Consider the following 23,695-nt stretch of genomic DNA (forward strand, 5'->3'; position numbering starts at 1 on the left):
ACCGCAACATCCCTGCCAGCCAGAAGCGCGGACCGGAAGCATCCGGCCGCGCAATGCCGGGAGGAAAGCACATGAATCACATCGTTGCGGATGCGACTGAAACCGCGCGCCCCTTCGGCGCGCCGCTGGATGGTCTCTCGCATGTGGTCGGCCCCGTGGACGAACCCCTCTGGGAAAAGACGATCCCGCAGGTGCTCGCCGAGACTGCCACCCGTTTCCCGGACCGCGAGGCCGTGATCTTTCGCGCCCAGGGCATCCGCCGCACCTGGTCGCAATTCGCGGCAGAGGTCGACCGCTTGGCCGCCGGCTTTCTGGCGCTCGGCCTCGAAAAGGGCGACCGCGTCGGCGTCTGGTCGCCCAACCGCCACGAATGGGTGCTGACCCAGTTCGCCACCGCGCGCATCGGCGTCATCCTCGTCAACATCAATCCGGCCTACCGGCTGTCCGAACTGGAGTTCGCCCTCAACAAGGTCGGATGCAAGGCGCTGGTGACAGCGCAAAGCTTCAAGACATCCGATTATATCGGCATGATCCGCACGCTTGCCCCGGAACTGGAGACGAGCGAACCGGGCCGGCTGCAATCGAAGACCTTGCCGCACCTCAAATGGGTCATCGCGATGGCCGAAGAGGCAGGCCCCGGCATCCTGTCCTTTCCCGGTCTGATGGCCAAGGGCGGCGACGCGGAAGCCGCACGCCTCGATGCCATCACCGCGGCGCTGGACCCGAACGATCCCATCAACATCCAGTTCACCTCCGGCACGACGGGCGCGCCCAAGGGCGCCACGCTCACCCATCGCAACATTGTCAACAATGGCCGCTTCGTCACCGGGCGCATCAATTTCACCGAGGCCGACCGGCTCTGCATCCCCGTTCCGCTCTATCATTGCTTCGGCATGGTCATGGGCGTGCTCGGCTGCACCGCCTGGGGTTCGGCGATGATCTTCCCGGGTGAAGGCTTCGACGCCGAACCCACCCTCGACGCCCTCGAGGCCGAAAGCTGCACGGCCTGCTACGGCGTGCCGACCATGTTCATCGCCATGCTCGAAGCTCTGAAGACGCGGCCGCGCGATCTGTCGGCCATGCGCACCGGCGTCATGGCCGGCGCACCTTGCCCCGAACAGGTCATGCGCCGGGTCAACGCCGACATGAACATGCCCGAAGTCACCATCTGTTATGGCATGACGGAAACTTCGCCGGTCTCGTTCCAGAGTTTCGTCGACGATCCGACGGACAAGCGCTGCGCCACGGTCGGGCGCATCCATCCGCATCTGGAAGTGAAGATCGTGGACGAGAAAGGCGACACGCTGCCGGTCGGCGAACAGGGCGAACTGTGCACCAGGGGCTATTCGGTGATGCTCGGCTACTGGGATGAACCGGAACGTACCGCCGAATCCCTGCGCGACGGCTGGATGCATACCGGCGACCTCGCCCGCATCGACGCGGAAGGCTTCTGCTCGATTACCGGACGCGTCAAGGACATGATCATCCGCGGCGGTGAAAACATCTACCCGCGCGAGATCGAGGAGTTCCTCTTTCGCCATCCCAAGGTCAGCGCCGTCCAGGTCTTCGGGGTGCCGGACGAGAAGTATGGCGAAATCGTCTGCGCATGGATCATCCCGGCGCCTGGCGAAGCCGTCGATCCGGAGGAAATCCGCGCCTTCTGCCAGGGCCAGATCGCCCACTACAAGATCCCGGCCCATGTCCGCGTCGTCGAGGAACTGCCGATGACGATCACCGGCAAGCCGCAGAAGTTCATCATGCGCGACCGGATGGCGGACATGCTCTCATCCGGCGGTTGAACTGCGGACCGGTTCCCAGCGACGGCCGGACGGTGAGACGGAACATGGACAGAACCATGCATCGCCATGCGGCATTTGCATGCCTGATGTGCAGAAACCGCTCTTGTTGCAGCGCAGCATAAGGACTATCTCCGCCTCTATCACGAGAAGGAAGAAATCCGATGTTCATGAAACGCATCTCGGCCCTGTTCACCAACGCCCGCGCCCGCTCCACACAGGATGCCTGGCTTGCGCAGTCGAGTTCCATTGAAGATCTGGAGCGCCGCCAGCGCGAGATCCTGCGCGCACGCTTCTGCGGCTGGTAAGGCGTCCGTAACGGCCTGGCCAAGCCATGCACTTCACGCATGGCTGCATTGCACAATCAGCTATTGTTGCAATGCACAACAATGGACATATTCAACATAACAAAGCGGCGGCCAAACGCTGCCGCTTCAGGGTTCTCCTCCGGTCCATCCTCCTCCCAGGACCGGTGAGACCAGACGGCCCGACCTCCTCCCAGGGCCGTGTGCGAAAAGCGGCGTCAGCGAACCTCCTCCCTCGCTGGCGCCGTTTTCGTTTTCCGTCTGCCCGTCATCGGCGAAAGAAAGCGGCCGCCGCTCTTGCAAAGGAGCCGGACAGGTCTGACACTTCGCCGGCCGATGACCGGAGAAGCCCCATGCACCGCCTTCGCAGCCCCCTTCTTGCCGCCACCGTGTCCGTTCTGGCTCTCACTGGCGCCCGGGCAGATTATCTCGACGACCGGTCGACACCTGAACGGCTGGTCGAAAGCCTGTACAATGCCCTTGCCAACAAGGAATTTGCGCGCGCCTGGTCCTATTTCGAAACCAAGCCTTCGGCGGATTTCGAGACCTATGTCGCCGGCTTCGATGAAACCGCAACCGTCGAGGTGCGGACAGCGCCGGCCGAAACCGACGCTGCCGCGGGCACGACGCGCTGGCACGTGCCCGTCGCGATCCGGGCCACCGCGACCGATGGCAGCGAGATGGTCTTCGCCGGTTGCTACGTCGTGCGCCTCGCCAATCCGCAGGTCCAGGGCGAACCCTATCGCCCGATGGCCTTCGAGGGCGCCCGGCTCGCGCTGTCCGATGCTCCCTTCGAGGAGGCCCTGCCCGCCGGCTGCGGCGCCGGCGAGACATTGAGCGAGGACGACAGGCGGCTGCGGACGGTGCGCGATCGCTACCGCGCCGAATGGGCCGGCGATTGCGACATGGAAGCCTCGTCAGACGGTCCGAAGGCCTGGCCGATCGATTTCAACTACATGAGCGACCTGGCCGAAGCCCCCAGGCGCCGCGCATGGCTTTACGGCTTCACCTGCCGGTATGCCGCCTACAATGTCGTTGACGTCTTTTACCTCTGGGAAGAATCGGAAGGCCTGCATCACCTGGCCTTCGCGGAGCCGGAACTCGATATCCGGTATGTGGATGACGATACCGCCAGGCTCGATTCGATGGAGATCATCGGTTTCCAGACCGCAACGCAGCTCATCAATGCGCAATACGATCCGGACACCTACACCATCACGTCCTACTCCAAGTGGCGCGGCTTGGGGGATTCCTGGTCAGCCGGCAAATGGATCTTCCGGAGCGGTTCCTTTTCGCTCGTTCGCTTCGAGGTGGACCCGACCATGGATGAGAAGGACGAGGGCGTGATCGTCTTCGACAAGGATTCCGCTCCCTGAATCGAATTCTTCACGAACGGCTTCATCCAACTGGAAATCAAACGTTTTTCATTCGCCGAAACCGGCGCCGCCCGGCCGCGGCTCAAGCCGGATGAGGCGGGAATCGAGAACGGCGGCCTGCCGGTGGACGACCGCTTTCTGGTAGTCAGGGTTCTTCACCATGTCGACGAAGGCCTGCACGGAAGGGTACTCGGCGATGAAGCAGATGTCCCAGCGCTCCTCCGCCGGCCCGATCAGCATCAGTTCGAAGGATCCGCTCCAGGCGATACGGCCGCCGACGCCGCGGAAGATCGGGCCACTCTCCCGGCCATAGGCCGCATAGGCCTCCGCGCCCGTCGCCTCGCGCCCGTCCGGATAGCCCGCCCTGTCGCGCAGGCGCACGAGATTGAGCATGTGAACCGGTCCTTCGCGGTCCATCCGCCGGAATTCGCCGAATGTCTCGCGCGTCGGATCGATATGGCCAGTCATGGTCTCTCCTTTTCCGGGTTCATTGGTCCAGCATCCAGTTCAGCGTTTCCCGCCAGTCCGTCATGCGGATCGGCGTGCCATGCGTACCGGTCTCGAACCGGGCAAAGCGGACCGGATAATCGGGTGCTGCCTTCAGGATCGAGCGGAAAAAGGCTTCCTGCCGCGCGATGGGGAACACCGTGTCGCGGCTGCCATGCCCGAAGAACAGCGGGATGCGTGCCTTGAATGCCGGGCCTGCGATGTAGCCGTCATCCCACATGGAGCCCAGCAGCAGCATTCCGTCCAGCGTCCGCGCAAAACCCGGATCGTTCGCCAGGCGCCAGCACAACTGGCCGCCCATGGAGCCGCAGGCCAGAATCAGGCGCGCACCGGGCGATGCCGCGCGATAATGGCGCGCCAGCGTTTGCACATGCGCCGCGCCGCGTTCGGTAAAGTCCGGCAGGTCGAGCGAGAGGTAAAGCCCGCCGGCAGCGGCCACAAGGTTCTGCACACGATTGAAATTGCCGCCAAAGGTATAGTCGGACACGCCCTGGATACGGTTGCCGCCCTGCCCGTGCAGGTAGATCACGATCAGGCTTGCCTTCTCGCGCCGGCCTGCCGCCACATGCGCGATCTCCAGCCCCTCGGCCTTCAGCACCAGGTCGGCACGCTGACGGGCGACCGCGAGCGAGACATAATCGTCCTTGACGCGCCGTTCCGGTATCGCGTCACGGCCGTTGATGTCGCGCATTTCACGGTAGTCGACGATTCGATAGACGGGCGGTTCGCTGCCCTCGAGCAAGGCCGGATAGGCAAAGAGCCTGTCCTTGTGGGGCGCGATCTCCAGCGCATTCGCCGCGAAAGCAACCGCGAAGGCGGAACAAAGGACAAGCAGAAAGGAAAATGCGCGCGCCATGGGCCGCCATGTTGACCCGATCGCCGCGCCATGTGCAACCGTCACGAATGCGTTATTCGCAACGCACGATGGTCAGCGCCGTGTAGTCGCCTGCCGCGAACGCGCTGGCCCGCGAGACTTCCAGGTCGATGGTCAGGTCGGTGACGGAATAGCGCCGCGGCAGCGTGACGGCATTGGCTCCGTCTCGTTCGGGAAAATCGATGCCACGGTAGACCGATTGGCCGGAGAAAGACGCCACGAAACTCGAACCCACGCTCATCCCGCCTGGCTCGCTCAGGAAGAAGGGAACATCATCGACGGTGACCTGGTAATTGGTCAGCGCCGTGACACGCGCCTTGCCGGGGGCGCCACCGGCTTCCCTGGAACTGAGCACCTGGTTTGAGGAATCCGGCGCAATGGCGCCCGCCTCCTGCAGCACGATGGAGCAGAAATTGATCCGGGTGATGTTGACCCCGAAATGGACATCCCCGCTTGCTGTCTCTGCCGGTACCGGCGACATCACGGATGCCAGAGTCATGAAAGCCGAGCCGGCAAGGATTTTTCTGCCCGTCATTGTTCCGTCCCCCTGGTTCTTTCGCCTACTCGCATCGCAATACCGCTTCGGCGCGATAATCCCCGGAAGCGAATGTGGACCCGTTCATGGTTGCGGTCAGGTCGAGACTGACCTCAGTCGTTCCCCGCTTGATCCGCACTTCCTGGGAAGCGGGAAAATCCAGGAAGTCCGTGGCTCCGTTGCCCGAGAACGAACCCGTGAAGCTGATGGCCGCGGAATTGCCGGACGGCATGAGCGCGAACCCCGCCGGCACGTCATAGGAAAGCCGGTAAGAACTGTTTGTTGCCAGGACTTGCGCCCTGCCCGGATATCCGCCGATCAGCTTCGAACTCATCCGGTCGCGCCCGATGCTTGGCGCCATGGCCCCCGGGGCGCCGATGATGATCGTACAGCTATGGTTGCGGCTTGCGGCCGGCGGCAGGAATTCCTCATCGAGAAGCGATGGCAGCGGCCGGTGTTTTCCTTCCGCATCCGTTTCTGCGGCGTTCCCCGTCGTGACGGAAAGCAGCAGCGCAAGGACGGACATGACCCGGGCAAAGGCATGCGTACGGTTCGGGACCGTTATGCCGCCGTCGCGCCGGAACGCTGCGAGCCCGGCCACCGGCTTCAGTCCTTGCCCGACGTCGTCCAGCCTTCATCGGCCCAGGACGATCCGCCTGATCGGGATGGTTGCGGCTCATGGCCGCCTTCGCGCGCACCTGCAGCCTGTGCGGCCGGCTGCCCGCCGGCCGTCGAGGCCGTTGTCGTCATGTCCGCCGGGCGTCCCTGCGTCCCGAGCCCCATCTGCATGAGGCGCAGTTCCATCTTAAGCCGCTCCACTTCCAGCGCATAGAGTTGCGAGCAGTCCAGCCGCTTCGGGCTGCGCCCCAGCGGAATGACGATCCGCCCGTAGGCCGAGGCCGTGGACCCGCCAGCGCCGGACGATTTCGGCGTGCCGATCACGCCGACATCGAGATAGGCCCCGTTGCCGGAGACCGCCGACCGGCATGTCGTGCCGTCCGCCGCGCGCACCTCGTCCGCGCCCTGCGGCAATTGCACGCCCGGCAGGTTGAAGCCCTGGATGTTCTGCGAGATGAAATTGACGTCATCGGCCCGCAAGGGCTGCGCACCGAGCGCGAGCAGCCCTGCGGCGATGACCGTCAAAGCCGTTTGCCGAGGAATTTTCCGCATATCTGAGCCTTGATTCTGGTCGTCTGTCCCGGGAACGGCACGGATTCGGTGCAGATGCGCACCTTGCGCTGCGCTTCGCCGTCAAAGGGCACCATCACGGTGACCGGACGGGCGAAACGCGAGCCGAGGGTGAAGACGGCAGGCGAAGCGACAGCACCGGGTATCTCGCGGAAATGCTGGTCATAGACCTTCACCTCGATGCGGATTCGATGCTGGTACGGGTTCGCCGGATAGACGCGCACGGCAAAGGTGTCGGTAAAACTCTGCACCTCGGCGCGCATCGGCGACATGGATTGCGCTACGGCCGCGCACGGCAGCAGCGCCAGCGCGAAGACGCCGGTCGACAGTTTCATTGCGAATTTCATGATGATCCCCGAAAAAGTTCCGGCGTCTTCGCGCCCCTTGCGACCCGCTTACTCGCAGCGCAGCACGACGGTTGCGGCATAGGTGCCGGATTCGTACGTGCCCGACGGGAGCGACGCGGTCAGGTCGATGTTCACACTGGTCGACCCGTGCGAAATCGCCGTCTGCGTGTTGCCGGAGACATTCGTTGCCGAGTTTGCGCCCGAGAGGTCATACTCGGCGGCAAAGGTCGTGGCGGGCGTGGAAGCCGGCGCGGCAGACCAGGCGCTCGGCGCATCGGCGCTGACGGAATAGCCGTTGCCTGTGGCAAGGATCGTGGCCGTACCGGCCGCGCCGCCCGCCTCTTTCGAGCTCAGCACGGTATAGGCGGTGTTCGGCATGATCGTACCGGCGGAACCGACCGTGATGACGCAGGTATCCGTGACGGAACCATTGAACGGAATGTTGCCGGTGGCAGAATAAGCCTGCACCGGTGCGATGAAGGCAACGGCGGCAAGCACTTTGAGAGCGTTCTTCATTGTGTAACTCCTTTGACAGCCCTGTTGGGTTCCCCGGTTATCCCGGGTTTGTTGCTGGCAGAGGAGTGGGCACACGCTGCCCATGCCCGGCCTTGCCGCCGGACCTATGCAAAATTCCCCAATTCCCTGCCGTAAATGAACATATTCGGATGCTCTTAAGTTGGACTTAGGAATCGTGGTTAAGGCAGCCTTAATACAGGCCGCGGCCTTTTATGCTTTACGAACGGTAAACGGGATGCGGGCAACGGCATGCGCCGCTGCTCCGCACCCGGTCATTTCCGCCCGTCGGTCGACCAGCCTTCGTCGGCCCAGGACGAAGGCTTCGATCGCGATGGTGCGGCGTTGGCCCGAACATCGTCAGCCTTTTCCAGGGTTTTTGCCGGGACGGCGGCTGTCGATGCGGTCGTCACCGGATCAGGCGTGACGGCCTGGGCGCCCAGCCCCATCTGCATGAGGCGCAGTTCCATCTTCAGCCGCTCCACTTCGAGCGCATAGAGTTGCGAGCAGTCCAGCCGCTTCGGGCTGCGCCCCAGCGGAATGACGATCCGCCCGTAGGCCGAGGCCGTGGAACCGCCAGCGCCGGTGGATTTCGGCGTGCCGATCACGCCGACATCGAGATAGGCCCCGTTGCCGGAGACCGCCGACCGGCATGTCGTGCCGTCCGCCGCGCGCACCTCGTCCGCGCCCTGCGGCAATTGCACACCCGGCAGGTTGAAGCCCTGGATGTTCTGCGAGATGTAATTGACGTCATCGGCCCGTGACGCCTGCGCACCGAACGCCAACAGTCCGGCGGCGAAGGCGGTCAGAGCCGTTTGCCGAGGAATTTTCCGCATATCTGAGCCTTGATACTTGTCGTCTGTCCCGGGAACGGCACGGATTCGGTGCAGATGCGCACCTTGCGCCGCGCTTCGCCGTCAAAGGGCACCATCACGGTGACCGGACGGGCGAAACGCGAGCCGAGGGTGAAGACGGCAGGCGAAGCGACAGCACCGGGTATCTCGCGGAAATGCTGGTCATAGACCTTCACCTCGATGCGAATTCGATGCCGGTACGGGTTCGCCGGATAGACGCGCACGGCAAAGGTGTCGGTAAAACTCTGCACCTCGGCGCGCATCGGCGACATGGATTGCGCCACCGCCGCGCACGGCGCCAGCGCCAGCGCGAAGACGCCGGTCGAAAGGATGAGTGTATTCTTCATGATGATTGCCCCCAAACAACGCCGGGCGTCTTCGCGCCCAGCCCGATTACTCGCAGCGCAGGACGACGACCGCGCGGTAGGTACCGGCTTCGTAGGTCCCTGACGGAAGCGCCGCGGTCAGGTCGACATCCACATTCGTCGTGCCGTTCGCCAGCGGCGTCGCCGTGGCGCCGGGTACATTGGCCGCCGTGTTGGCACCGGACAGGTCGTATTCGGACGCGAATGTCGCCGCCGAAGCCGAAGCCGGTGCGGTCGACCAGGCCGCCGGCGCTTCGGCGGTGACCGAATAGGCAGTGCCGGTGACAAGCAGTGTCGCCTTGCCTGCCGAACCCGCCGCTTCCTTGGAACTCAGCACGGTGTAGGACCCGTTCGGCGCTATCGTGCCACCGGAACCGACCGTGATCACGCAGGTATCGACGATGGTTCCGTTGAACGGGATGTCACCTGACGCGGCGAACGCCTGCACCGGGGCAAGAATGGCCGCAACAACCGTAAATTTCAGAAAGTTCTTCACTATCATGCTCCTTTGACCGCCCATCAGGGCTCCCCGGTCTTGTCCGGGGTTCATTGACGGCAGAAGAGCAGGCGCGATGAATCAGGTCCGGCCTTGCCGCCGGATACCTCCATTTGCCCCATTCCCTGCCTGCTGGTTTGCTACAGGGTTTATCGTGAACGGGACCTTGAAATTCATGGTGAACGAAAGGTTTATGCAACCGCAAATGGTTTATGCTTTGCCGTTCGTTAACTTTGTTTAGCAATGACTGACGGGTCAGCCGTCCGCCTGGACGCCCCCGGCTGCAGCGAGCGCCTCGGGCGTATCCACATCCGCCAGCGCCGCCTCTCCGAGTTCCACGTCGAGCACGGCCATGCCGGATGCCTCGATCAGGTGCCGCGCGCCTGTATCGCCGGAAATCAGCGGCACGCGCGCGATCACCTGGGCCGGCAGGATGACCGGGTTCCCGCGCCGGCCGCCATGGGCGGCACGCACCACCTGTGTTCCGTCATGGGCCTGCGCCAGCGTCCGGATTTCGGCCGCGCCGATTCCCGGCATGTCGCCAAGCAGGATCATGACGCTCGCCTCGTCGTCACCGCCCCGCCCGGCAAGACCGGCCTTCAGCGAGGACGCCAGGCCGGTGGCATGGCCGGGATTGTGGACGACGCGAACATCAAGGCCGTTGAGCGCGGCAGCGATCCGCTCGGCCTCGTGACCGGTGACCACGCACACGCTGCGCAACACGCCGGACTCCAGCGCCGCCCGAACGCTGCGCCGGACCAGCGGTTCGCCATCGAACAACGCCATGAGCTTGTTGGACCGGCCCATCCGGGTCGATTGGCCGGCAGCCAGGACGATGCCGTCGATTGCCGGACGCGCCGGGGAAGGCTTTCGCTCGCGCGGTTGCGGACGGCTGGCGATCTCCATGAGCAGGCCGCCCACCCCCATGCCCGCGATCACCGCATCGGTCACCGGCAGGCCCGCCATCAGCCGGTCGAGCACCCAGTCGAAGCCGTTTTCCTTGGGGCTGCGCGCGCATCCGGGCGCCCCGATGACGGGCGTGTCTCCGATCCGGCCGATCACCAGCAGGTTGCCCGGATCGACCGGCATGCCGGCACGCTCGACCGCTCCGCCCGCCATCCGGATCGCCGCCGGGATGACATCGTCGAAATCGGCCATGGCCGAGGCTCCGAAGACGATGATGAGATCGTGGTCGGCCATCAGGCCGCGCATGGCATCCGCGACGGCGCCAGCGTCATGCGCGCAACGCACCTCGCGTCCGAGACGCGAGCCGGACCGCGCAAGCCGTCCCGCCGTCAGGCCGGCCGTCTTGGCAAGGACGGAGTCCTTGACGGTGGGCAATTCCGTCTGGATCAGGCCTGCCACGCGCGGGGTGAAGCCATGCACCATGAACACTGTCTCGCCCGACGCGATGGCCTCCGCTTTTTCCAGGTGCACCCCGTCCACCGAAAAGGGGATCATCTTGACGGTCGCCACCATCTGCCCTTCCTGCACGGCGGAAAATTCGGCGACGGTCGCCAGCGTGATCGCCGGATCCACCCGGTTGATCGCATCCACCAGCGCCCTGGACACCGTGAAGACGCCGTCGCGATCGGCATGGATGTTGACGCGGCCCGTCGCAGGCGGTTTCGCCGTGCAGCCGTTCATGCGCAGGGCGGCCGCCAGACGCGCGGCGGCTTCGTCCTCGCCAATGTCGCCGGGTCCCGGAACGGCGGCAATCACCGTCTCGATGCCGGCATCCAGAAGAACAGCCTGGACGTCGCCGTCAATCACCGTTCCCTTGCGCAGCCGCTTGTTCCCGGCCTGCACCCCATGGGCCAGCACCGCGCCGCGCGCTTGCGCCACGGCGATGGCGCCGAAGGTCACGCCGCTTCCCCTTTCGGCGCGCGCGGCCCGGCCAGCCCGCGGGTCCGCAGTGCCCGGATGATCTGCGCCAGGACGGCAACCGCGATCTCGGCGGGGCTTGCCGCGCCGATATCGAGCCCGATCGGCGCGGCGATCCGTTCGATCTGCCCGGACGTGAAGCCGGCCTCCGTGAGGCGCTCGACGCGCCGCGCATGCGTTTTCCGGCTGCCCAGCGCCCCGATATAGAAGCAGCCGGCCTTGAGCGCCGCCTCCAGCGCCGGATCGTCGATCTTGGGATCGTGGGTCACCGCGGCAACCGCCGTCCATGCGTCGAAGGGGCGTTCGGGCAGCACGTTCTGCGGCCAGTCGGCATGAAGGGTCACGCCCTCGAAGCGCTCCGGGCTGGCAAAGGCCGTGCGCGGGTCGATGATCTCGACATCGAAGCCCGCGATCTTGGCCATGGGCGCCAGCGCCTGCGAGATATGGACCGCGCCGATGACGACGATGCGCGCCGGCGGCAGGTGGACATTGAGGAAGAACTCCCCGCCGTCCGCCGTCACCATGGCGGACTTGCCCGACCGGAACGCCTTGCCGAGCGCCTCGCCCAGTTCACCGCCCACCGGGTCGCCCTCGAGCACGATCCGGTCGCGCCCGTCGGCGATGGAAGTCACCAGTGCGACCGCCTGGCGGGCACGCCGGGCGGCATTGAGCTTCTTCAGGTTCAACGGATCCATGACGCCTCAGCCCAGCCGTTCGACATAGACGCGGATACGCCCGCCGCAGGACAGGCCGACCCGCCACGCCGTTTCATCCGCGACACCGAATTCCAGCATTTTCGGCTCGCCGCTTTCCAGGATGTCCATCGCCTCGGCCACCACCGCGCCTTCCACGCAGCCGCCCGACACCGATCCCTCGAAGTCGGCATCCTCGTTGATGACGAGATGGCTGCCCACGGGACGCGGCGCCGAGCCCCAGGTTTCCATGACCGTGGCAATGGCCACCGCCTTGCCGTCGCTCATCCACTTTTCCGCGATGACCAGCGGATCGCGGAATTCGTCCAGAACCGTCGTTTCGCTCATCGTTTATCCTCCCTGGCCCTGTTCTGCCGCCATTTGCCCGACGGTCTGGAGCCAGCGGCGCGGATCGGCGTCGCGCACGCGCCCGGCGCCGAGGCTCTCGACCAGGTCGCCCAGGGCTTCCAGATTGTGCACCGCGCGGAACTCGTCGACATGCGGGAGCATGGCCTTCACGCCGCGCGCCTTCGCCTCGAAGCCGTCGAAACGCAGCAGCGGGTTGAGCCAGACCAGCCGCCGGCACGACTTGTGAAGGCGCTCCATTTCCACCTCCAGGCTGCCGATCTCGTCGCGCTCCAGCCCGTCGGTGATCAGCAGCACCACCGCGCCCTGGGATAGCACGCGGCGCGACCACAGCCGGTTGAACACATGCAGCGCCTCGCCGATGCGCGTGCCGCCCGACCAGTCCTTGACAAGGTCCGAACATTCGGCCAGCGCCTCGTCGGGATCGCGATAGCGCATGGACCGCGTCAGGTTGGTCAGCCGCGTGCCGAACACGAAGGTATGCACCTTGCGCCGCTTGGCCGTCAGGGCATGCATGAAATGCAGGAAAATGCGCGTGTACTGGCTCATCGAGCCGGAGATGTCGGCCAGCACCACCAAGGGCGGATGCACCTCGCGCTGCGAGCGGAACTTGGGCAGGATGAAATCGCCGCCGGTGCGCATGGCGGCCCTCATGGTCGCCCGCGGATCGTGCCGGCGGCCCCGTGCATCCGCCCTGTAGCGGCGCGTCTTGACCGTGTCGAAGGGCATTTGCAGGCTCATCAGCGCCTTGCGCGCCTCGTCCAGTTCCTTGGCGGTCATCTGCGCGAAGTCCTTCTGGCGCAGCACCTCGTTGCCGGAAAAGGTGAAGCGCGCATCGACCTCGATTTCCGGCTGCTCCTGCAGCGGACGGTCCTTCTCGCGGCCTTCGAACATGGCCTGCGAGACGCGGCTTTCGCCCGGACGCGGTTTTTCCGGTTTACGGTTGGGCGCGGCCTGCGGCGAGAACATGGCGATCATCTTCTCGATCAGTTCGCGCGAGCGCCAGTAGAGACGGAACGCCTCGTCGAAGACCGGCCTGTCTTCCCGCCGCTTCACGAAGACCGCATGCAGCGTCCAGTAGAAGTCGTCCCGCGAGCCGATGCCCGCCGCCTCCACCGCCGCGATGGCTTCCACGATGGACGCCGGCCCGACACGCATGCCCGCCTTGCGCAGCGTGCGCGCGAAATAGACGATATTGTCGGCAATCCGACCATCCGGCTTGGCGGCGTTCGGCAGTCGCTTCTCGGCGGGGGCGTCGCTCATGGCATCAATCCGCGTTGGAAAGTTCCTGCTTGACCTCCTTGAGGATGCGGTGGCCTTCGCCCTGCTGGATGCGCGCGATGTCGTCCTGGTATTTCAGCAGCACGCCGATCGTGTCGGACACGGTTTCGGGATCCAGCGCCACCTTGTCCAGTTCGGTCAGCGCCGAGGCCCAGTCGATGGTCTCCGCCACGCCCGGCACCTTGAACAGGTCCATCTCGCGCAGTTTCTGGATGAAGGCGACGACTTCGGCCGAAAGGCGCCGGTTTGCGCCGGGCGCCTTGCGCGCCACGATTTCCAGTTCGCGCTCGGCGGTCGGATAATCGACCCAGTGATAGAGGCAGCGCCGCTTCAGCGCGTCATGGATTTCGCGGGTACGGTTGGTGGTGATGATGACGATGGGCGGCTCGGCGGCCTTGATCGTTCCCAGTTCCGGAACCGTCACCTGGTAGTCCGACAGGATTTCCAGCAGGAAGGCCTCGAAGGCCTCGTCGGTGCGGTCCAGTTCGTCGATCAGGAAGACAGGGGCGCCGTTGATGCCCTGTTCGAGCGCCTGCAGCACGGGCCGGCGGATCAGGTGCTTCTCGGAAAAGACATTCTTCTCCATTTCGCCGCGATCGGTCTCGCCGGCCGCCTCGTCCATGCGGATCTCGATCATCTGCGCGGCATAGTTCCATTCGTAGACCGCCGAGGAGACGTCCAGCCCTTCGTAGCATTGCAGGCGGATGAGGTCGCGTCCGAGCGCCTGTGCCAGGACCTTGGCGATCTCGGTCTTGCCGACGCCCGCCTCGCCTTCCAGGAAAAGCGGCCGCTTCATGCGCAGCGCAAGGAACAGCACCGTCGCCAGCGCCCGGTCCGCCACGTAGTTCTCGTTCTGGAGCAACTCCAGCGTTTCGTCGATGGATTGCGGCTGCTTGGGCGCCTTCATGACCCTCCTCCCAGGGGGTTCGGTCGCGAGCGCATCAGGAGCGGTACGACCTGTTGAAATAGATGAGTGGATCGACACTATCGCCGGTGGCAAGGCCTGTCACCTTGCCAAAAAGCACACGATGGGTGGCGAAGTCCCGGGCATCCTCGACGATGCAGTCGAACACGGCCATGGCGCCCTTCAGCACCGGGGACCCGGTGGAAAGCGTGGTCCATTCGCCCAGCGAAAAGCGTTCGTCCTGGTTCATCCCGCCCAGTCCGGCGAAGGCCTGCGAGAGCGCCTGGTGCGGCTTGGCCAGAGTGTTGAGCGCGAACACGCCGTTCTCGAAGATCGTGCCATTGTTCGGATTGTGACGGTTCAGGCAGACCAGCACCGTCGGCGGATCGTCCGAAACCGAACAGGCCGCGATCACCGTGGTCCCGCGCCGGCCGGCCGGGCCGTCGCTGGTGATGAGGTGGACCTGGCCGGCGAACCGCGCCATGGCGTCGCGATAGGCCTGACCATCGACTGGCAGAGGATGCAGCAAGGAAGGAAACCCGCCCGGAACTGATGAATGGCGGCGGCAGCGCCGCCGGTTTGAACCCGGCAATATAGGCGCAAGGTCCACTCATGCAAGGCAAACCGGTTGCGCCCGCCTGTCACGGCGGCTAACGGTGAGCCTGGAAGCCCATTCGGAGCCGCAAAGTGCTGTTGCGCCAGTTTCATATCGTCTTCGCCCTCGTCCTGGCGGCCGCGTCCGGCCTTCCCGGACAGGCCGGCGCGGCGACCCTCGGCTTCGCTGCGCCTCTCTCGGGCTTTGCCGAAAGGCTGGGCAGGCAGATGGAGGCTGGCGTCCGCGCCGCGGGCGCAGGCCACACGATCGTCGCCGCCGACACGGCCTGCACCGCGGAGGGGGGCACGCAGGCCGCGCGCGACCTGATCCGTGGCGGCGTTTCCATTGCCGTCGGCTTCCTGTGCACCGAGGCGCTGGAGGCAGCGCTTCCCCTGCTCAAGGACGCCGGCGTACCCGTCATCACGCCGGGCGTGCGCACCGACGCGCTGACCGATGCGCGCGAAAGGACCGGCTGGCTCGTCTGGCGCACCGCGCCGCGCGCCGACGCGGAACGGAGGGCGGCCGGCGAGATCATCCCCCGGCACTGGCGCAAGGACTTCTTCGCCATCGTCGATGACGGCACCATCGCGGCCCGCGAACTGGCCGAGACGGTGCGTTTGCAGGCCGAACTGGCCGGCCTCGAACCGGTCTTCACCGACACGTTCCGTCCCCAGATGCCCAATCAGATCGGGCTGGCGGGCCGCCTGAAACGCTCCGGCGCGACCCACGTCTTCATCGGCGGCGACCGTCAGGACGCCGCGATCCTGGCCCGCGACCTCGCCGGCCTCGATGCGCCGATGACCATGGCTGGTGGCGAGGCCCTCGTGAAGGACACGTCGGATGTGCCGTTGCCCGCCGGAACACTGGCCATCGCCATGCCCGACGCCAATGATGCCTTGCCCGAAGGCATCCTGACCGCGCTCGCCTCGAACGGCGTCATCGCCGAAGGCTATGTCGCGCCCGGCTTCATCGCCGCTTCCATCGCCCTGCAGGCCCTTGGCGGCACGGCACCCGGAACGGCTGCCGAGTGGCACACGCGCCTTGACGGCCGCACCTTCGAAACGCCCGCCGGCGCGCTGACCTTCGACGGCAAGGGCGACCGCGCCGAAAACCCCTACCGCCTCCTGCGGTTCGATGGCGAAAACTGGGAGATGGCACAATGAGCATGTTCAGGAGCGGCCCGGCCAATTCGCTGGCCGACATTGCCGGCCTGAAAGTGGGCAATGCCGGTGACGAACGCCTGCGCTCCGGCGTCACGGTCGTCGTTCCGGATGAGCCCGTCACCGCGTCGGTCATGGTGCTGGGCGGCGCGCCGGGCACGCGCGAGACCGACCTTCTCGATCCCCAGAACAGCGTGGAGAAGGTGCATGCGCTGGTCCTTTCCGGCGGGTCCGCCTTCGGGCTCGACGCCGCCTCCGGCGTTCAGGCCGCGCTGCGCGAACAGGGCCGCGGCTTTGCCATCGGCCCGCACATCATCCCCATCGTGCCCGCAGCCATCATTTTCGACCTTGCCAATGGCGCGCCGAAGGACTGGGGCCGCTATCCGCCCTATCGCGACCTGGGCTACGAAGCCGCGCTTGCTGCCTCGGCACGGTTTGAAACCGGTTCGGTGGGCGCCGGGCTGGGCGCGCTGACAGCCACCGTCAAGGGCGGCCTCGGCACGGCATCCACGGTCCTCGGCGACGGAACGACCGTTGCAGCCCTCGTCATCGCCAATCCGGTGGGCTCTCCGCTCGTCGGCAACACAAATCATTTCTGGGCCGCGCCCTTCGAGATCGGCGGCGAATTCGGCGGCCTTGGCCTGCCCTCGCCCATGCCCGGAGATGCCGACGGCTTGCGCATCAAGTTCCGCGACATGCGCAGGCACGGCATCGAGAACACGACCATCGCCGTCATCGCCACCGACGCCGCGCTGACCAAGGCTGAATGCAAGCGCCTGGCCGTGGCTGCCCATGACGGCTTTGCCCGTGCCATCTGGCCCGTGCATACGCCGCTTGACGGCGATCTGGTCTTTTCGCTCGCCACGGGAAGCCGCCCGCGCCCCGTCGATGGCGATGCCTTCATCGACCTGTGCGCCGCCGCCTCGGCCAACATGGCCCGCGCCATCGCCCGCGGCGTTCACGACGCCAGCCCGGCCGACGGCGATTTCTATCCGGCCTGGCGCACCCTTGGCCGTGGGTAACGTTGGCGCGCACATTGTTTCCGCCCCCCCTTTCTGCTAGGCGGGGCGCCATCGTCCAATCCACCCGGAACCACCCGACATGACCCGTCCGCTCGCCATCGCGCCCTCCATTCTCGCCTCCGACTTTTCCCGCCTCGGCGAGGAAGTCCGCGATGTCATCGCCCAGGGCGCGGACTGGGTGCACCTGGACGTGATGGACGGCCATTTCGTGCCCAACATCACCTTCGGCCCGGACGTGGTGAAGTCGATCCGCAAATACACAGGCGCCACCTTCGACTGCCACCTGATGATCGCGCCTTGCGACCCCTACCTGGAAGCCTTCGCCAAGGCAGGCGCCGACATCATCACCGTGCATGCCGAGGCCGGCCCGCACCTTCACCGTTCGCTTCAGGCCATTCGCGCGCTGGGCAAGAAGGCCGGGGTCTCGCTCAATCCGTCCACGCCGGAAAGCGTCATTGAATACTGTCTCGATGAACTGGACCTTATCCTCGTCATGAGCGTCAATCCGGGCTTTGGCGGCCAGAAATTCATTCCCTCCGCGCTCGACAAGATCGCCCGCGTCAAGGCCATGGTCGGCGACCGGCCCATCGACATCGAGGTCGATGGCGGCGTGACCGCCGGCAATGCCGAGGCCATCGCCCGCGCCGGCGCCAATGCGCTGGTCGCCGGTTCAGCCGTCTTCAAGGGCGGCACGCCGGAAGCCTATGCCGAAAACATCGCCGCCATCCGCGCCGCTGCGGAACGCGGGCGCGCCTGATGCGGGGCAAGGGCCGCCGGCCATTCATGGCGGCCCTGCGCGCCGGCCTGCCCGGCTGGCCAATGGCGATCGGTGGCGCGCTTGCCTGGGGCGCAATCCTGCTGGCGAGCGCCGCACTGACGCTTTTCCTGCGCGGCTGGGCGCCGGCCGACATGCCGCCGCCCCTGATGATCTTCTTTTTCGGCGGCGCGGCCGCCTTTCCGCTCGCCCTCTGGCTGGCCGGCATTCTCGATCATTGGCTGGGCTTTCGCCGCGGCCAGCGTTTCGCCGCCGTGTTCGTGTTGCTGGGCGTTGGCTCGGTCGGTGTCACGGCACTGATCTTCTCACAGGTTTTCCGCCACTATTTCGCCGAGTTCCACGCTCCGTTCGCAAGCCGCCAATGGGTCGTGGAAACCGTCTTCACGACCGCGGCCGCGATCTACCACTTCCTCGTCAACGGCCTGCGGCTTTTCGTTCCGCTCGGCCTTCCGGCACTCGCCGCCACTGCTTTCCTGCTGGCACGAAGGCCGAAGTTGAGCAATCCGCCGCCCGGTGCTAACAGCACGCATCCGCAAGAACCCCCGAAGGACAGGTTTTCCCGATGATCCCGCGCTACTCGCGGCCCGACATGGTCGCCATCTGGTCTCCCGAAACGAAATTCCGCATCTGGTTCGAGATCGAGGCCCATGCCTGCGATGCCCTGGCGCAGATCGGCGTCATCCCCGAGGAATCGGCCCGGACCATCTGGGAGAAGGGCGGCGCGGCGAAGTTCGACATTGACCGCATCGACGAGATCGAGCGCGAGACAAAGCACGATGTCATCGCCTTCCTCACCCACCTGGCGGAATTCATCGGCCCCGACAGCCGCTTCGTCCACCAGGGCATGACCTCGTCGGATGTGCTCGACACCTGCTTCAACGTCCAGCTCGTGCGCGCCACCGACCTGCTTCTGGCCGACATGGACAAGCTGCTGGCAGCGTTGAAGAGACGCGCCTTCGAGCACAAGGACACCATCACCATTGGCCGCTCGCATGGCATCCATGCGGAGCCGACGACCTTCGGCGTCAAGCTCGCCCAGGCCTATGCCGAGTTCGACCGCTGCCGCGCGCGCCTTGTCAATGCGCGTGAAGAGGTGGCCACCGTGGCCATTTCCGGCGCCGTCGGCACCTTCGCCAATATCGATCCGCGCGTCGAGGAACACGTGGCCGAAAAGATGGGCCTGAAGCCGGAGCCGGTCTCCACGCAGGTCGTCCCGCGCGACCGCCATGCCATGTATTTCGCCACGCTGGGTGTCGTCGCCTCGTCCATAGAGCGCCTGGCAACCGAAATCCGCCACCTCCAGCGCACGGAAGTCCTTGAAGCCGAGGAGTATTTCTCCAAGGGCCAGAAGGGTTCCTCGGCCATGCCACACAAGCGCAATCCGGTCCTGACCGAGAACTTGACCGGCCTTGCCCGCATGGTCCGCGCCTATGCCATGCCCGCCATGGAGAACGTGGCGCTCTGGCACGAGCGCGACATTTCACACTCGTCGGTGGAACGCATGATCGGCCCGGATGCCACCGTGACATTGGATTTCGCGCTCGCCCGCCTGACCAATGTTGTTGAAAACCTCGTCGTCTATCCCGAACGCATGATGGGCAACATGGACCGCCTCAGCGGGCTCGTCCATTCGCAGCGCATCCTGCTTGCCCTCACCCAGGCCGGCGTGTCGCGCGAGGACGCCTACCGTCTCGTCCAGCGCAACGCCATGAAGGTCTGGGACAGCTACCAGAAAAGCGGCCAGGCCGACGTCGATTTCCTTGAGGAACTGCTGAACGACGAAGATGTGCGCAAGGCGCTGTCCGAAGAGGAAATCCGCTCGCGTTTCGACCTCGGCTACCACACCAAGCACGCCGACACGATTTTCAGGCGCGTGTTCGGCACGGACAACACCTGACTGACCTGGTGAGAGCCGGCGTTCAGCCGGCTCCTTCCGCCACCGCCCGCCGGTAGAGATGCCATGTCGCATGGCCCAGCACCGGCAGGACCACGGCGAGACCGGCGAAGAACGGCACCGTGCCGATCACCAGCAAACCGGCCACGATCAATCCCCATGCTGCCACCGGCACCGGATTGGCCAACGTCACGCGCATGGACGTATCCAGCGCTGCGAGCGCGCCAAGGTCGCGGTCGAGGAGCAGCGGAAAGGCGACAACCGTTGTCGCCAGCACCAGCACCGCGAAGCCGAACCCGGCCAGGTTGCCCCACAGCATCACCGACCGCCCAGCCTCCGTTGCCAGCATCATTTGCACCATGTCGGTCAGGCCTTGCGGCTGCGTGTCGCCGAAATGGGCGGAAAAGATCGCCTGCGCCGTCAGCAGCCATGCGACGAAGAGGGCGAACAGCCACGCGGCAACGCCGATGATCGAGGGCAGCGCCGGCGAATGACGCACGTCAAGGGCGTGCCACCACGACGTGTCCATGCCCGCCTCGCGTCTCCGGCTGATCTCGTAGAGCCCGATGGCGGCCACGGGACCCACCAGCGCGAAACCCGACACCAGCGGAAACAGGAGCGTGAGAATGTTCGCGCCTGTCATCCAAGCCGACAGGACGAGACCCGCGACGGGATAGATCAGGCACAGGAAGACGTAATGCGACGGCTTCTCGAAGAAATCCTCAAGGCCCAGCCGCAGGGCCGTTCGCAGGTCCGCAAAGGTCAGGCGCCTGATTGCCGGGCGCTCGAACGTCTCGTTGGCGCCGGCGACGACATGAAATCCGCTCATGGCAGCACCTCCATGCTTGTGGCGGGGCTGCTGCGGAACCGGTCATGCCGGGGGCAGCGCGAGATACCGCAGCAAGACCCCTCAAAAGCAGAGTATAGCGCAGATTGGTCCGTTTTCACACCGGGCGGCCTGTACATCATGGCAAGAGGCGCCGTGACGGCACGGATTGCGCCTTGCAGGGCGAAAGCGGCTGCATTACATGCGCGCCCATGAAATCATCCGAATGCGAAATCCTGATCGTCCCCGGCTATACCGGTTCCGGCCCCGATCACTGGCAGTCCCGCTGGCAGGGCAGGCTCTCCACGGCGCGGCGCGTCGAGCAGGACGCCTGGAGCAAGCCGGTGCGCGAGGACTGGGTGGGCCGCCTTGTCGAAGAGGTGGAACGCGCGGAAAAACCGGTCGTGCTTGTCGGCCATTCACTGGGGGCCGCGATTTGCGTGCTGGGCGCGCAGGCGATTCGCGGCAAGGTCGCCGGCGCCTTCTTCGCCGCGCCGCCGGATACCGCCAATCCGGCCATCCGGCCGAAGCACCTGATGACCTTCGGCCCCTATCCGCGCGATCCCCTGCCCTTTCCCGCGGTGGTGATTGCCAGCCGCAACGACCCGTTCTGCGCCTTCGACGTGGCCGAAGACCTGGCAGCAAGCTGGGGCGCGCTCTTTCTCGATGGCGGCGAAAGCGGCCACATCAACGCCGAATCCGGGCACGGTCCCTGGCCGGAGGGGTCCATGGTGTTCGCCAAGTTCCTGTCCCACCTGAAAGCCTGACCGGAAGCCGGGAACAAGGCCCGGCCTGTTTCAGCCCTTGTCCATGGCCTCGCGGGCCTCGGCAACCATCTGCGCCGCGCCGGCGGCCATGTAGAGCCCTTCCGTCGCCACCGCCATCAGGCGGTAGCCCATGGCGGCATAGGTCGCGCAGATCGCCGTGTTGATGGCGTAGATGGCGGAGAGCTTGCCGCGTGCCGTCGCCTTTGCGGCGATCGCGCCGATGGCCTCCATCATGTCGTCCATCAGCGGGTCGATCCGGTGGCCGCCCGACCATGCAATGGAAAAGTCCGACGGACCGACAAACACCCCGTCGATCCCGTCCACGTCGAGAATGTCGTCGGCGATCTCGAAGGCTTCGCGCGTCTCGATCATGGCAAAGGCCAGCGTCTGCGCATTGGCGCATTCCAGGTAGGCCTGACCGCCGGCCATGCCACGCCGGGCGGTACCGATGGTCGGTCCCCACGACCGCCCCCCGGCGGGCGGATACTTCATCGCCGCGGCAAAGCGGCGGGCATCGTCGAGCGTGTTGATCATCGGCGCGATGACGGCGTCGGCGCCGAAATCCAGCGCACGGCTGGCCATGTCGAAACGGCCGACGGGAATGCGCACGATGGCCGGCTTTCCTGCCGCGAGCACCGGCGGCAGGCAGCGCAGCACCGAACCGTCGTCATGGCCACCATGCTGCATGTCGAGAATGACCGTGTCGAACGCCGTCGCGGCCACCGCCTCCATCGTCACCGGATCGGGAATGGCCGACCATGCGCTGAGCAGGGTTTCGCCGGCCCGCATGCGGTCGGCCAGGCTGGTAAGTCTCGACATCTCTTCCTCCTCGCCGCCATTGGCCGGCATGAGCGCCATCCTTGCAAGCAAAACGGCCGCCCGGCAAGACCGGACGGCCGTCAATCCCCGCGGGAAACGTCCCGCCTTATTCCTTGGTCACCTGCTCGGCCGCCGTGGCAAGCAGTTCGTCCATGGTGCGGCGGATCTGGTGGTCGGACTGGTCCACGCCGGCGGCGTCGAAGTCACCACGGATCTTGCGGAACACGTCCTCGTCGCCGGCTTCCTCGAAATCGGCGAGTACCACTTCCTTGGCATAGGCCTCGGCGGCGTCGCCGGTCTTGCCCATCTTCTCCGCGGCCCACAGGCCAAGCAGCTTGTTGCGGCGCGCCATGGCCCTGAACTTCAGTTCCTCGTCATGGGCAAACTTGTTCTCGAAGGCCTTTTCGCGGTCACTCATCTGGCTCATTGAAACGATCCTTGTGTCTGGGCGCGCCGGACAAGCCGGCGGGGCATGATTGAGGCTACCCCAATATGGGTTTTGCGTTCTCTTAGCAAAAGGCTTTCCACTTGAAAACGCGACCATCGCCGCGTTCGGCGCAAATTCTGCGGGCAGAAAGCGGTTGATGGCGTGCGACGGCCATTGAGCAAAACCCGGCTTTGGTTTAGAGACGCCGGCAAGGACGGTGCGCGATTGCGTGCCGCCAAACTGATTCCGCGTTCGCGCGCCGCGCCCCTGAGCGCGCAAGGTCTTGAAGAGAAAAGCCCATGAACCGTCGCCGCCGCATCTACGAAGGCAAGGCAAAGATCCTTTATGAAGGCCCCGAGCCGGGCACGCTGATCCAGTTCTTCAAGGACGACGCCACTGCGTTCAATGCCAAGAAGCACGAGATCGTCGATGGCAAGGGCGTGCTCAACAACCGGATCTCGGAGCACATATTCACCAATCTCAACCGCATGGGCATTCCCACCCACTTCATCCGCCGCCTCAACATGCGTGAGCAGCTGATCAAGGAAGTCGAGATCATCCCGCTCGAGATCGTGGTGCGCAACGTGGCCGCGGGCTCGCTGTCCAAGCGGCTCGGCATCGAGGAAGGCACGGTCCTGCCGCGCTCCATCATCGAGTTCTACTACAAGGCCGACGCGCTCGACGACCCCATGGTCTCCGAGGAGCATATCACGGCCTTCGGCTGGGCTTCGCCGCAGGAGATCGACGACATCATGGCGCTGGCCATCCGCATCAACGACTTCCTGTCGGGCATGTTCCTGGGCGTCGGCATCCAGCTTGTCGACTTCAAGATCGAATGCGGCCGGCTCTGGGAAGGCGACATGATGCGCATCGTGCTCGCCGACGAGATCTCGCCGGATTCCTGCCGCCTCTGGGATGTCGCCACCCAGGACAAGCTGGACAAGGACCGCTTCCGCCGCGACATGGGCGGCCTCGTCGAGGCCTATCAGGAAGTGGCCCGGCGCCTGGGCATCATCAACGAGAACGAGCCGCCGCGTTCCTCCGGTCCGGTGCTCGTTTCCAGCAAGGACGACAAGGACGGCGGCTCGGTCCACTGAGCCGCCGCCGCGACAGTCAGGCAAGCAAGG

The 23,695-nt window shown here is 65.4% G+C and carries 29 protein-coding genes; 10 read left to right on the forward strand and 19 right to left on the reverse strand.

What is annotated here, in order from left to right; genetic code table 11:
- Positions 1–71 precede the first annotated feature (71 nt).
- The 3 genes from ACLB6G_RS15915 (at position 72) to ACLB6G_RS15925 (ending at position 3,477) form a co-directional block, all read left to right on the forward strand.
- Positions 72–1,799 carry an AMP-binding protein gene (locus ACLB6G_RS15915; protein WP_410357193.1) on the forward strand — a complete coding sequence of 576 codons (1,728 nt, stop codon included), beginning with the start codon at positions 72–74 and terminating at the stop codon, positions 1,797–1,799.
- A 161-nt stretch (positions 1,800–1,960) separates the two neighbouring features.
- Positions 1,961–2,104 carry a DUF3563 family protein gene (locus ACLB6G_RS15920; protein WP_410357194.1) on the forward strand — a complete coding sequence of 48 codons (144 nt, stop codon included), beginning with the start codon at positions 1,961–1,963 and terminating at the stop codon, positions 2,102–2,104.
- A gap of 350 nt (positions 2,105–2,454) precedes the next feature.
- Positions 2,455–3,477, forward strand: coding sequence for a DUF1176 domain-containing protein (locus ACLB6G_RS15925; RefSeq protein WP_410357195.1), 1,023 nt, complete (start codon positions 2,455–2,457; stop codon positions 3,475–3,477).
- Positions 3,478–3,525: 48 nt separating this feature from the next.
- Here ACLB6G_RS15925 and ACLB6G_RS15930 read toward each other — a convergent pair whose 3' ends face one another.
- From ACLB6G_RS15930 to ACLB6G_RS16005, 16 genes are all read right to left on the reverse strand, one after another.
- Positions 3,526–3,945, reverse strand: coding sequence for a DUF1330 domain-containing protein (locus tag ACLB6G_RS15930; RefSeq protein WP_410357196.1), 420 nt, complete (start codon positions 3,943–3,945; stop codon positions 3,526–3,528).
- 19 nt (positions 3,946–3,964) lie between these two features.
- Positions 3,965–4,840 (reverse strand): alpha/beta hydrolase, encoded by an 876-nt coding sequence (locus tag ACLB6G_RS15935; RefSeq protein ID WP_410357197.1) that lies wholly within the window; start codon positions 4,838–4,840, stop codon positions 3,965–3,967.
- Between the two features lie 52 nt (positions 4,841–4,892).
- Positions 4,893–5,393 carry a hypothetical protein gene (locus ACLB6G_RS15940; RefSeq protein WP_410357198.1) on the reverse strand — a complete coding sequence of 167 codons (501 nt, stop codon included), beginning with the start codon at positions 5,391–5,393 and terminating at the stop codon, positions 4,893–4,895.
- Between the two features lie 25 nt (positions 5,394–5,418).
- Positions 5,419–5,994 carry a hypothetical protein gene (locus ACLB6G_RS15945; RefSeq protein WP_410357199.1) on the reverse strand — a complete coding sequence of 192 codons (576 nt, stop codon included), beginning with the start codon at positions 5,992–5,994 and terminating at the stop codon, positions 5,419–5,421.
- Between the two features lie 5 nt (positions 5,995–5,999).
- A complete protein-coding gene (locus ACLB6G_RS15950; RefSeq protein ID WP_410357200.1) occupies positions 6,000–6,536 on the reverse strand; it encodes a hypothetical protein in 537 nt (178 codons plus the stop codon).
- Positions 6,533–6,928, reverse strand: coding sequence for a hypothetical protein (locus ACLB6G_RS15955; protein ID WP_410357201.1), 396 nt, complete (start codon positions 6,926–6,928; stop codon positions 6,533–6,535). Before ACLB6G_RS15955 ends, ACLB6G_RS15950 begins: the two co-directional genes overlap by 4 nt.
- 48 nt (positions 6,929–6,976) lie before the next feature.
- Positions 6,977–7,444, reverse strand: coding sequence for a hypothetical protein (locus ACLB6G_RS15960; RefSeq protein WP_410357202.1), 468 nt, complete (start codon positions 7,442–7,444; stop codon positions 6,977–6,979).
- 272 nt (positions 7,445–7,716) lie between these two features.
- Entirely contained in the window at positions 7,717–8,226 is a 510-nt protein-coding gene (locus ACLB6G_RS15965) for a hypothetical protein (RefSeq protein ID WP_410357203.1), read from the reverse strand.
- Positions 8,227–8,246: 20 nt separating this feature from the next.
- Positions 8,247–8,642: a hypothetical protein gene (locus ACLB6G_RS15970; RefSeq protein WP_410357204.1), complete on the reverse strand. Its 396-nt coding sequence runs from the start codon at positions 8,640–8,642 to the stop codon at positions 8,247–8,249.
- A 46-nt stretch (positions 8,643–8,688) separates the two neighbouring features.
- Positions 8,689–9,156 (reverse strand): hypothetical protein, encoded by a 468-nt coding sequence (locus tag ACLB6G_RS15975; RefSeq protein WP_410357205.1) that lies wholly within the window; start codon positions 9,154–9,156, stop codon positions 8,689–8,691.
- Between the two features lie 255 nt (positions 9,157–9,411).
- A complete protein-coding gene (locus ACLB6G_RS15980; RefSeq protein ID WP_410357206.1) occupies positions 9,412–11,022 on the reverse strand; it encodes an NTP transferase domain-containing protein in 1,611 nt (536 codons plus the stop codon).
- On the reverse strand, positions 11,019–11,735 hold the full coding sequence (locus ACLB6G_RS15985) for an XdhC family protein (RefSeq protein WP_410357207.1): 717 nt from the start codon (positions 11,733–11,735) through the stop codon (positions 11,019–11,021). Before ACLB6G_RS15985 ends, ACLB6G_RS15980 begins: the two co-directional genes overlap by 4 nt.
- A gap of 6 nt (positions 11,736–11,741) precedes the next feature.
- Positions 11,742–12,080: an XdhC family protein gene (locus tag ACLB6G_RS15990; protein ID WP_410357208.1), complete on the reverse strand. Its 339-nt coding sequence runs from the start codon at positions 12,078–12,080 to the stop codon at positions 11,742–11,744.
- Between the two features lie 3 nt (positions 12,081–12,083).
- Positions 12,084–13,361 (reverse strand): vWA domain-containing protein, encoded by a 1,278-nt coding sequence (locus tag ACLB6G_RS15995; protein WP_410357209.1) that lies wholly within the window; start codon positions 13,359–13,361, stop codon positions 12,084–12,086.
- Positions 13,362–13,365: 4 nt separating this feature from the next.
- Positions 13,366–14,286, reverse strand: a complete 921-nt coding sequence (locus ACLB6G_RS16000; RefSeq protein WP_410357210.1) for an AAA family ATPase — start codon at positions 14,284–14,286, stop codon at positions 13,366–13,368.
- Between the two features lie 34 nt (positions 14,287–14,320).
- Positions 14,321–14,812, reverse strand: coding sequence for a flavin reductase (locus ACLB6G_RS16005; RefSeq protein WP_410357211.1), 492 nt, complete (start codon positions 14,810–14,812; stop codon positions 14,321–14,323).
- 158 nt (positions 14,813–14,970) lie between these two features.
- Between ACLB6G_RS16005 and ACLB6G_RS16010 the strand changes: the two genes are divergently transcribed.
- The 5 genes from ACLB6G_RS16010 to purB all read left to right on the forward strand — a co-directional run bounded on the left by ACLB6G_RS16010 (position 14,971) and on the right by purB (position 19,732).
- On the forward strand, positions 14,971–16,041 hold the full coding sequence (locus ACLB6G_RS16010) for a branched-chain amino acid ABC transporter substrate-binding protein (RefSeq protein WP_410357212.1): 1,071 nt from the start codon (positions 14,971–14,973) through the stop codon (positions 16,039–16,041).
- Between the two features lie 2 nt (positions 16,042–16,043).
- On the forward strand, positions 16,044–17,060 hold the full coding sequence (locus ACLB6G_RS16015; RefSeq protein WP_410357441.1) for a P1 family peptidase: 1,017 nt from the start codon (positions 16,044–16,046) through the stop codon (positions 17,058–17,060).
- Between the two features lie 79 nt (positions 17,061–17,139).
- Complete coding sequence (gene rpe / locus ACLB6G_RS16020) at positions 17,140–17,817, forward strand: ribulose-phosphate 3-epimerase (RefSeq protein WP_410357213.1); 678 nt, start codon at positions 17,140–17,142, stop codon at positions 17,815–17,817.
- Positions 17,817–18,401, forward strand: coding sequence for a hypothetical protein (locus ACLB6G_RS16025; RefSeq protein WP_410357214.1), 585 nt, complete (start codon positions 17,817–17,819; stop codon positions 18,399–18,401). Before rpe ends, ACLB6G_RS16025 begins: the two co-directional genes overlap by 1 nt.
- Complete coding sequence (gene purB / locus ACLB6G_RS16030) at positions 18,398–19,732, forward strand: adenylosuccinate lyase (RefSeq protein WP_410357215.1); 1,335 nt, start codon at positions 18,398–18,400, stop codon at positions 19,730–19,732. The genes ACLB6G_RS16025 and purB overlap by 4 nt, the downstream gene beginning before the upstream one ends.
- Positions 19,733–19,754: 22 nt before the next feature.
- Here the strand turns inward: purB and ACLB6G_RS16035 are convergent, their stop codons facing one another.
- Positions 19,755–20,558 carry a DUF2189 domain-containing protein gene (locus tag ACLB6G_RS16035; protein ID WP_410357216.1) on the reverse strand — a complete coding sequence of 268 codons (804 nt, stop codon included), beginning with the start codon at positions 20,556–20,558 and terminating at the stop codon, positions 19,755–19,757.
- A gap of 209 nt (positions 20,559–20,767) precedes the next feature.
- Here ACLB6G_RS16035 and ACLB6G_RS16040 point away from each other — a divergent pair, with 209 nt between their 5' ends.
- Positions 20,768–21,322 carry an RBBP9/YdeN family alpha/beta hydrolase gene (locus tag ACLB6G_RS16040; protein WP_410357217.1) on the forward strand — a complete coding sequence of 185 codons (555 nt, stop codon included), beginning with the start codon at positions 20,768–20,770 and terminating at the stop codon, positions 21,320–21,322.
- Between the two features lie 30 nt (positions 21,323–21,352).
- Here ACLB6G_RS16040 and ACLB6G_RS16045 read toward each other — a convergent pair whose 3' ends face one another.
- Complete coding sequence (locus ACLB6G_RS16045; protein WP_410357218.1) at positions 21,353–22,141, reverse strand: HpcH/HpaI aldolase family protein; 789 nt, start codon at positions 22,139–22,141, stop codon at positions 21,353–21,355.
- A 106-nt stretch (positions 22,142–22,247) separates the two neighbouring features.
- Positions 22,248–22,568: a DUF1476 domain-containing protein gene (locus ACLB6G_RS16050; protein WP_410357219.1), complete on the reverse strand. Its 321-nt coding sequence runs from the start codon at positions 22,566–22,568 to the stop codon at positions 22,248–22,250.
- Positions 22,569–22,867: 299 nt separating this feature from the next.
- Between ACLB6G_RS16050 and purC the strand changes: the two genes are divergently transcribed.
- Complete coding sequence (gene purC, locus ACLB6G_RS16055) at positions 22,868–23,665, forward strand: phosphoribosylaminoimidazolesuccinocarboxamide synthase (protein WP_410357220.1); 798 nt, start codon at positions 22,868–22,870, stop codon at positions 23,663–23,665.
- Positions 23,666–23,695 lie beyond the last annotated feature (30 nt).

Source organism: Zhengella sedimenti (genome assembly GCF_046506625.1).
Lineage (GTDB): Bacteria > Pseudomonadota > Alphaproteobacteria > Rhizobiales > Rhizobiaceae > Zhengella > Zhengella sedimenti.

Coding starts and splice junctions, on each gene's coding strand:
- ACLB6G_RS16035 (WP_410357216.1), bottom strand. CDS start 20,558: ATGAGCGGATTTCATGTCGTCGCCGGCGCCAACGAGACGTTCGAGCGC.
- ACLB6G_RS15930 (WP_410357196.1), bottom strand. CDS start 3,945: ATGACTGGCCATATCGATCCGACGCGCGAGACATTCGGCGAATTCCGG.
- rpe (WP_410357213.1), top strand. CDS start 17,140: ATGACCCGTCCGCTCGCCATCGCGCCCTCCATTCTCGCCTCCGACTTT.
- ACLB6G_RS15985 (WP_410357207.1), bottom strand. CDS start 11,735: ATGGATCCGTTGAACCTGAAGAAGCTCAATGCCGCCCGGCGTGCCCGC.
- purC (WP_410357220.1), top strand. CDS start 22,868: ATGAACCGTCGCCGCCGCATCTACGAAGGCAAGGCAAAGATCCTTTAT.
- ACLB6G_RS15960 (WP_410357202.1), bottom strand. CDS start 7,444: ATGAAGAACGCTCTCAAAGTGCTTGCCGCCGTTGCCTTCATCGCACCG.
- ACLB6G_RS15915 (WP_410357193.1), top strand. CDS start 72: ATGAATCACATCGTTGCGGATGCGACTGAAACCGCGCGCCCCTTCGGC.
- ACLB6G_RS15990 (WP_410357208.1), bottom strand. CDS start 12,080: ATGAGCGAAACGACGGTTCTGGACGAATTCCGCGATCCGCTGGTCATC.
- ACLB6G_RS15940 (WP_410357198.1), bottom strand. CDS start 5,393: ATGACGGGCAGAAAAATCCTTGCCGGCTCGGCTTTCATGACTCTGGCA.
- ACLB6G_RS16045 (WP_410357218.1), bottom strand. CDS start 22,141: ATGTCGAGACTTACCAGCCTGGCCGACCGCATGCGGGCCGGCGAAACC.
- ACLB6G_RS16050 (WP_410357219.1), bottom strand. CDS start 22,568: ATGAGCCAGATGAGTGACCGCGAAAAGGCCTTCGAGAACAAGTTTGCC.
- ACLB6G_RS15935 (WP_410357197.1), bottom strand. CDS start 4,840: ATGGCGCGCGCATTTTCCTTTCTGCTTGTCCTTTGTTCCGCCTTCGCG.
- ACLB6G_RS15970 (WP_410357204.1), bottom strand. CDS start 8,642: ATGAAGAATACACTCATCCTTTCGACCGGCGTCTTCGCGCTGGCGCTG.
- ACLB6G_RS15995 (WP_410357209.1), bottom strand. CDS start 13,361: ATGAGCGACGCCCCCGCCGAGAAGCGACTGCCGAACGCCGCCAAGCCG.
- ACLB6G_RS16015 (WP_410357441.1), top strand. CDS start 16,044: ATGTTCAGGAGCGGCCCGGCCAATTCGCTGGCCGACATTGCCGGCCTG.
- ACLB6G_RS16025 (WP_410357214.1), top strand. CDS start 17,817: ATGCGGGGCAAGGGCCGCCGGCCATTCATGGCGGCCCTGCGCGCCGGC.
- ACLB6G_RS15925 (WP_410357195.1), top strand. CDS start 2,455: ATGCACCGCCTTCGCAGCCCCCTTCTTGCCGCCACCGTGTCCGTTCTG.
- ACLB6G_RS15955 (WP_410357201.1), bottom strand. CDS start 6,928: ATGAAATTCGCAATGAAACTGTCGACCGGCGTCTTCGCGCTGGCGCTG.
- purB (WP_410357215.1), top strand. CDS start 18,398: ATGATCCCGCGCTACTCGCGGCCCGACATGGTCGCCATCTGGTCTCCC.
- ACLB6G_RS16000 (WP_410357210.1), bottom strand. CDS start 14,286: ATGAAGGCGCCCAAGCAGCCGCAATCCATCGACGAAACGCTGGAGTTG.
- ACLB6G_RS15920 (WP_410357194.1), top strand. CDS start 1,961: ATGTTCATGAAACGCATCTCGGCCCTGTTCACCAACGCCCGCGCCCGC.
- ACLB6G_RS16040 (WP_410357217.1), top strand. CDS start 20,768: ATGAAATCATCCGAATGCGAAATCCTGATCGTCCCCGGCTATACCGGT.